Source organism: Streptomyces sp. NPDC057654, from assembly GCF_042800135.1.
Taxonomy (GTDB): Bacteria; Actinomycetota; Actinomycetes; order Streptomycetales; family Streptomycetaceae; genus Streptomyces.
In genome coordinates this window covers 1-4,887 of record NZ_JBHVHQ010000659.1, presented here as the reverse complement: position 1 = coordinate 4,887, position 4,887 = coordinate 1, and the positions used below count along the sequence as shown (strand labels likewise).

The 4,887-nt window shown below is 68.5% G+C and carries 9 protein-coding genes; 8 read left to right on the top strand and 1 reads right to left on the bottom strand.

Annotated features, from left to right (window positions below; genetic code table 11):
• Positions 1-71: 71 nt before the first annotated feature.
• Positions 72-674, top strand: coding sequence for an isochorismatase family protein (locus ACFU99_RS33060; RefSeq protein WP_384399064.1), 603 nt, complete (start codon positions 72-74; stop codon positions 672-674).
• Here ACFU99_RS33060 and ACFU99_RS33055 read toward each other — a convergent pair.
• A complete protein-coding gene (locus tag ACFU99_RS33055; RefSeq protein ID WP_384399062.1) occupies positions 658-1,095 on the bottom strand; it encodes an ATP-binding protein in 438 nt (145 codons plus the stop codon). The two genes, ACFU99_RS33060 and ACFU99_RS33055, sit on opposite strands and share 17 nt — an antisense overlap.
• A 133-nt stretch (positions 1,096-1,228) precedes the next feature.
• On the opposite strand from ACFU99_RS33055, the gene ACFU99_RS33050 reads away from it, so the two are divergent.
• The 7 genes from ACFU99_RS33050 to ACFU99_RS33020 all read left to right on the top strand — a co-directional run bounded on the left by ACFU99_RS33050 (position 1,229) and on the right by ACFU99_RS33020 (position 4,793).
• Complete coding sequence (locus ACFU99_RS33050) at positions 1,229-2,113, top strand: helix-turn-helix domain-containing protein (protein WP_384399060.1); 885 nt, start codon at positions 1,229-1,231, stop codon at positions 2,111-2,113.
• 10 nt (positions 2,114-2,123) lie between these two features.
• Positions 2,124-2,318, top strand: coding sequence for a DUF397 domain-containing protein (locus tag ACFU99_RS33045; protein ID WP_384399058.1), 195 nt, complete (start codon positions 2,124-2,126; stop codon positions 2,316-2,318).
• Positions 2,319-2,335: 17 nt separating this feature from the next.
• Positions 2,336-2,530: a DUF397 domain-containing protein gene (locus ACFU99_RS33040; RefSeq protein WP_384399056.1), complete on the top strand. Its 195-nt coding sequence runs from the start codon at positions 2,336-2,338 to the stop codon at positions 2,528-2,530.
• Positions 2,531-2,552: 22 nt separating this feature from the next.
• Positions 2,553-2,753 (top strand): DUF397 domain-containing protein, encoded by a 201-nt coding sequence (locus tag ACFU99_RS33035; RefSeq protein WP_384399054.1) that lies wholly within the window; start codon positions 2,553-2,555, stop codon positions 2,751-2,753.
• An 87-nt stretch (positions 2,754-2,840) separates the two neighbouring features.
• A complete protein-coding gene (locus ACFU99_RS33030) occupies positions 2,841-3,254 on the top strand; it encodes a hypothetical protein (protein WP_384399052.1) in 414 nt (137 codons plus the stop codon).
• Between the two features lie 35 nt (positions 3,255-3,289).
• Entirely contained in the window at positions 3,290-4,105 is an 816-nt protein-coding gene (locus ACFU99_RS33025; RefSeq protein ID WP_384399066.1) for a GNAT family N-acetyltransferase, read from the top strand.
• Positions 4,106-4,445: 340 nt separating this feature from the next.
• The gene (locus ACFU99_RS33020) at positions 4,446-4,793 is read left to right on the top strand and encodes a transcriptional regulator (RefSeq protein WP_384399050.1); all 348 of its coding nucleotides are present in this window, start codon (positions 4,446-4,448) and stop codon (positions 4,791-4,793) included.
• Positions 4,794-4,887: the final 94 nt, after the last annotated feature.

Sequence of the window (4,887 nt, the reverse complement as noted above, 5' to 3'; positions counted from 1 at the left end):
GCCCCACACGCGTGTGCGCACCGCACTATTAACCGGAGGCTGCTCGCGGCGCCCCCGCATAGGGTGAGGGCATGACGGAGAACGCTGCTGGTGCAGACGCGATGAGCCCGGTGGAAGCGCTGATAGTGGTGGACGCGCAGGTCGCGTTCATGACGGGCGAGGAGGCCGCGCCGGCGGCGGCGGAACTCCAGGTACAGCTCAAGAGCCTGCTCTCCAGGGCCCGCGAGGCCGGCGCAGTGATCGTCCACCTCCAGAACGACGGGGCGCCGGGGACGGCCGACGAACCGGGAACACCCGGCTGGGAACTGCACCTTCCGGTGGAGAGCGGCCCCCGGGAGACGGTGATCCGCAAGGAAGAGGACAACGGCTTCGAGGGGACGCGCCTCGGCGACCTCCTGGTGGAGGAAGGAGTGCGGTCGATCGTCGTCTGCGGCCTCATGTCGGAGATGTGCGTCCTGGCCACGGCACGGGCCGCGCTGGAACGCGACTACCGCGTGGTGCTTCCGCACGACGCGCACGCCACGTACGACGTTCCGGCGGGCCCCGGCAGTGACGCCGTGTCGGCGGCGATGGCTTCGCGGGTGGCGGAGTGGGCGCTGGGGGACGAGATCGAGATCGTGGCGAGGGCGTGCGAGGTTCCGTTCGCTGAGCGGCTGGTTACGTCCGGAGAATGAACCAAACGGCTTTGCCGGGTGAGTCGGGATCGCCCGCCCGGCTCTGCACACCCCACGAATCCGCGACCGTCTGCACGAGCCCCAGCCCGCGCCCATGCTCGTCCTCCCCGGTGGGCGCGTGCCGCTGCGGAAGTCCCGTACCCGTGTCCCAGACGGCGACGTGGAGGTCATGCGGAATCCAGTCGACGCTGACGTAGGCGTCGGTCTTGCTGTACCGGTACGCGTTGGTCGCCAGCTCCGACACCAGCAACTCGGCGGTATCGATGACGCAGTGGAGCCGCGCGGCCTTGAGAATGGCCCGAACGGTCGCCCTGACGATCCCGACCGCGCGCGGGTCGTGCGGGATGAACAGGCCGTAGGACCAGGGTTCGTGGGGGTTGGGGGGCTCGGCGGGCTTGAGGGTCTCATTGGGCGTGCGCATGGCAGCCTCCAGTTGAGTGCAGTCTGTGACTGAAGCCATACTTAAGGTAGCGTGAAAGGTGTAACGGCTACAACCCGTCTCGCGGCAACGGGAGTTCCGCGCGAGGCTGCGGGTGCGTACACAGGGAGGGCGTATGGGGCTGAGGAGCAACCCCACCTATCGGCAACGCCGGTTCGGGGCGGAGGTGCGCAAGCTCCGTGAGCTGGGCGGACTGTCCGTCGCCGAGGCGGCGGGTCGGCTGGGGATGAAGCCGCCGTATCTGAGCAACGTCGAAGCGGGGCGCACGGGCCTCTCGGAGGAGAGACTTCGCGTCCTGGCGCAGGTCGCAGGTGATACGAATAAGGCGTTGGTTGACGCCTTGGTCGAGTTGGGGCAGAGGTCGGGCAAGGGGTGGTGGAGCGAGTACCGAGAGAGATTGCGCCCGTCCCTCATGGATGTTGCTGAGCTCGAATCGGGCGCTGCGGTCATCTTCAATTACGAGCCGATGTTTGTGCCAGGACTCCTTCAGACGCCGGAGTACGCAACGGCTACCTCCAGAGGCGGGTATGCGCGGGCCTCACGCGCCGAGCAAGACCTGGACGTTGAGTTCCGGATGCGTCGGCAGAAGGTTCTGGAGGGCGAGAGGGCGCCGTGGCTCCATGCAGTCATTCATGAAGCTGCGCTCCATGCCTCGATAGGGGAGCGAGATGTCATGCGCGGCCAGCTGCTGCGGCTGGTGGAGGCATCCAGGCTGCCCAACGTGACCATTCAAGTCCTGCCATTCGACGGGCCAGTGGCCTTCGGCACGTCCTTCACGACGATTGAGCCGGTGGTGCCAGAACTCAGCACTGTCATCGTCGCGCACATCGAGAAGTCTCTTTACCTCAGTGAACCCGAGGCCATTGCCAGATACACCGATTGGTTCGCTACTCTGCGACAAGCGGCATTGCCTTCGCGGGATGCGACAGTCCCGCCGGAGGCGCACATCGCAAAAGACTCGCTGGGGCTGATTCAGCGGCTCCTGTACCCCCTACTCTAGGAAGGCGTGCATGTCTCAGCTCAAGTGGCAAAGGTCCAGTTTTAGCGAACCGGGTTCCGACACATGCGTCGAGATCGCAGCCGATCCGAGCGGCGTGGCTCGTCTTCGCGAAAGCGAAGATCCAGCGCGCGTTGTCGCCGCCAGTGCTGCTGCGTTCCGCGCGTTCATACGCGCCGTTCGGACGGACATACTTGCAGGCGGCTGAACTCTGGGGAGGCTCCCATGGCGCAGCTCACGTGGCGTAAGTCGAGCTTCAGCGAAGGACATGCTGACACGTGCGTAGAGGTTGCTGCCGACTCCGCTGGCATCCGGCACCTCCGCGAGGGCGACGTTCCGGAGCGGGTGATCGTCACTACCCCCGTCGCGTTCCGCGCGTTCATACGAGCCGTGCGGGCAGAGGAGTTCGGCGGCCGTTGATTCTTCTCCTGGGGAGGCCCAGATGGAACAGCTTCGGTGGCGTAAGTCGAGCTTCAGCGAGGGCGGCACGGAGGCGTGTGTCGAGGTCGCTGCCGACTCCAGCGGCAGGGCTCGTCTCCGCGAGAGCGACGCTCCCGCGCGGGTGGTCGCTACCACCCCGGACGCGCTGCGCGCGCTGCTACGAGCCGTCAAAACCGGCTCCGTGGGCCGAGGCGCTGGTTGAGGGGCGCCGGGTACCCGCGCGGTACCCGGCATTGGACGGGCCCAGCGCCCCAAGCTGTTGTCAGTGGGCGCGGGTATGTTCGGTCGTATGGCGATGACACGACCCTCCCAGCGGTGGCGCGAAGCGATTGCTGAGGAGGCACGGGGGTTGGCGACGGGGGAACTGGAGCTCAAGGACGCCGGGATGACCCGGTGCTACCCCGAGCCATTGGTCCAGGCCGTGGACGAAGCGTTTCGCGCCTACGAGGCGGAGGCGGCGAGGCTGGCCAGGACGTCGGCAGACGACTCGGTGCTGGGGGCGGTCGAGCGCGTGGTCGTTGCGCTGAATGACATTGACGAGGACGGCGGGCACGGGGGGTCTGGTTTCGACACCGTCGACCGCGAGGACCTGTGCGACTACATCTACGTCGTGCTCGCGGAGCGCGGCATAGACGTACCGGCCCTCGCCGTGCGCAACGGCATGGAGCCTCACGAGATCACCGACGCCTGGCGTGAGTGGTGAGGGATGTGGCCGTGGAGAGCGAAGGCCAGAGCGCAATGCTGGAGCGGCTGGAGCGGTATTACGACGCCGCACCCCGTTCCGGCGCTCGTGCCGAGGACTTCGGGCCGTTGACGCTGTTCGTGCGGGAGGGGCAGGGCTGGCCCTACTACGCGCGCCCGACCCTGGGGCACGCAGGGCCTGTGAGCGCCAAGGACGTAGCCGACGTACGGGCGCGGCAGCGCGAACTCGGCGCGCCGGAGAGCTTCGAGTGGGTGGCCGAAACCACGCCGGGGCTCAGGGCCGCCGTCGAACAGGCGGGCCTGGTGGTGCATGAACACCCCCTGATGGTGCTCGAACTGGATGCCGCGTCGGCCCCTGTCGCCGTTCCCGAGGACGCCGACGGCGTGCGGATACGGACCGTGGAACCGGACGACCCGGCCCTGCCGAGCGCCCTCGCCGTCCCCCACCTGGCCTTCGCGGACCCTGGTACGGCCGTGGGGACGGCCGGCCTGGCCGAGCTGGAGGAACTGGTGCGGAGCCAGGCCGATGACGGTTCGGCGGAACGTATAGCGGCCCGCATCCGGGCCGGACTGACCCGCGTGGCCGCGGCGTTGGTGAACGGTACGGCGCTGTGCGCCGGTCAGCACCAACCGGTCGGGAAGGTCAGCGAGATCGTCGGCGTAGGGACGCTGCCGTCGGCGCGCCGCCGCGGCCTGGGGCTGAAGGTCACGGCGGCGCTGGTGGCCGATGCCGGATCGACTGGCGTCGAGACGGTGTTCTTGTCGGCGGGCGACGACGACGTCGCCCGGATCTACGCGCGGCTCGGCTTCAGCCGCCTCGGCACGGCGCTGATCGCAGAGCCCGCCGAGTAGCCCTTATTCCGGCGCTATACACGAGCATTGCCCGGTTCGGCCGCCGCCGTGGTTGACTTTCCGATGCGGAAATGCACGGCGCGGTGGCCGACATCGGCCGACCGGTATGCCGCCGGGAGAACGGGGAGCGCGTGATGCAGCAGCACAGCAGCGGCGAAGGCCCGGACCAGGCAACTCCGGCTGCTGTCAGGCTAGTTCAGGAACGAGCCCGACCCATGAACCGCGGCGGCGGCGTCGTAGCGGCCGCAGAGATAACGCCCCCGCCCGGCACCCGATCCGGCTTCGCCCGACGCAGCGCCGCCACCATGCGGTGGGAATCGCGAGAACTGCGAGAACTGGCATGAACGCTGACCCGCCCCAGTCGCCGAGCCCCGCCCTCGACGAGGCGTTCCACAGCACGACGAGACTGGCGATCGCGGCGTTCCTCTCGGGCTGCTCCGAGGCGGAGTTCGGGCTGGTCCGCGATCACTGCCGGGTGTCCGACTCGGTCCTGAGCAAGGCCGCGGCAACCCTGGAGACCGCCGGGTACGCCGAGATCCGCAAAGGCTACGCAGGCAAACGCCCTCGAACCTGGCTCTCCCTGACCGCCAGCGGCCACCACGCGCTGTCGCGCCACGTGACAGCCCTCCAAAACATCGTCGCCGCCGCCCGAGAAGCCAGCCTGAACAACGGCGGCCGCGTGAGCTGACCCCGGGGCGGGCGTTGGGCGCGGCTTTCGTCTCGGACCCTCCGGGGCCAGAGGGCCGGCAGCGGGAGGGGAGGGGGCGGGGCGAGCGTCGTCG

Bases quoted from the DNA above. Each gene is read 5' to 3' on its own strand.
- ACFU99_RS33060 (WP_384399064.1), top strand. From the start codon at position 72: ATGACGGAGAACGCTGCTGGTGCAGACGCGATGAGCCCGGTGGAAGCG.
- ACFU99_RS33055 (WP_384399062.1), bottom strand. From the start codon at position 1,095: ATGCGCACGCCCAATGAGACCCTCAAGCCCGCCGAGCCCCCCAACCCC.
- ACFU99_RS33050 (WP_384399060.1), top strand. From the start codon at position 1,229: ATGGGGCTGAGGAGCAACCCCACCTATCGGCAACGCCGGTTCGGGGCG.
- ACFU99_RS33045 (WP_384399058.1), top strand. From the start codon at position 2,124: ATGTCTCAGCTCAAGTGGCAAAGGTCCAGTTTTAGCGAACCGGGTTCC.
- ACFU99_RS33040 (WP_384399056.1), top strand. From the start codon at position 2,336: ATGGCGCAGCTCACGTGGCGTAAGTCGAGCTTCAGCGAAGGACATGCT.
- ACFU99_RS33035 (WP_384399054.1), top strand. From the start codon at position 2,553: ATGGAACAGCTTCGGTGGCGTAAGTCGAGCTTCAGCGAGGGCGGCACG.
- ACFU99_RS33030 (WP_384399052.1), top strand. From the start codon at position 2,841: ATGGCGATGACACGACCCTCCCAGCGGTGGCGCGAAGCGATTGCTGAG.
- ACFU99_RS33025 (WP_384399066.1), top strand. From the start codon at position 3,290: ATGCTGGAGCGGCTGGAGCGGTATTACGACGCCGCACCCCGTTCCGGC.
- ACFU99_RS33020 (WP_384399050.1), top strand. From the start codon at position 4,446: ATGAACGCTGACCCGCCCCAGTCGCCGAGCCCCGCCCTCGACGAGGCG.